General features: G+C 53.8%; 1 rRNA gene. It reads right to left on the bottom strand.

Annotation, left to right across the window (positions count from 1 at the left end):
- Window positions 1–70: ribosomal RNA gene (gene rrf / locus Q0994_RS34040) — 5S ribosomal RNA — on the bottom strand; the annotation flags it as partial.
- Window positions 71–260: the final 190 nt, after the last annotated feature.

Genomic DNA, 260 nt, shown 5'->3' with positions numbered 1-260 from the left:
CGGCGCGGAAAGGCTTAGCTTCCGGGTTCGGAATGTAACCGGGCGTTTCCCTAACGCAATGACCACCGAAACACTATCGGGCCATCTGCAAAAGTCACAGATATCGGCACTTAGCGAACAAGCACACTTTTCAATTAAGTAGTGAAACTGTTCAACCGGTGCGACTGTTCGCAACCCGGGAACAACACAGTGGACGCGAGCAACTGAGGACAAGCCCTCGGCCTATTAGTACCAGTCAGCTCCACCCGTTACCGGGCTTC

It is taken from the genome of uncultured Streptomyces sp. (assembly GCF_947488945.1).
In the GTDB taxonomy this organism is placed as follows: domain Bacteria; phylum Actinomycetota; class Actinomycetes; order Streptomycetales; family Streptomycetaceae; genus Streptomyces.
Note: the sequence above shows the minus strand (reverse complement) of the source record. Positions and strands in the feature narration are given on the sequence as shown.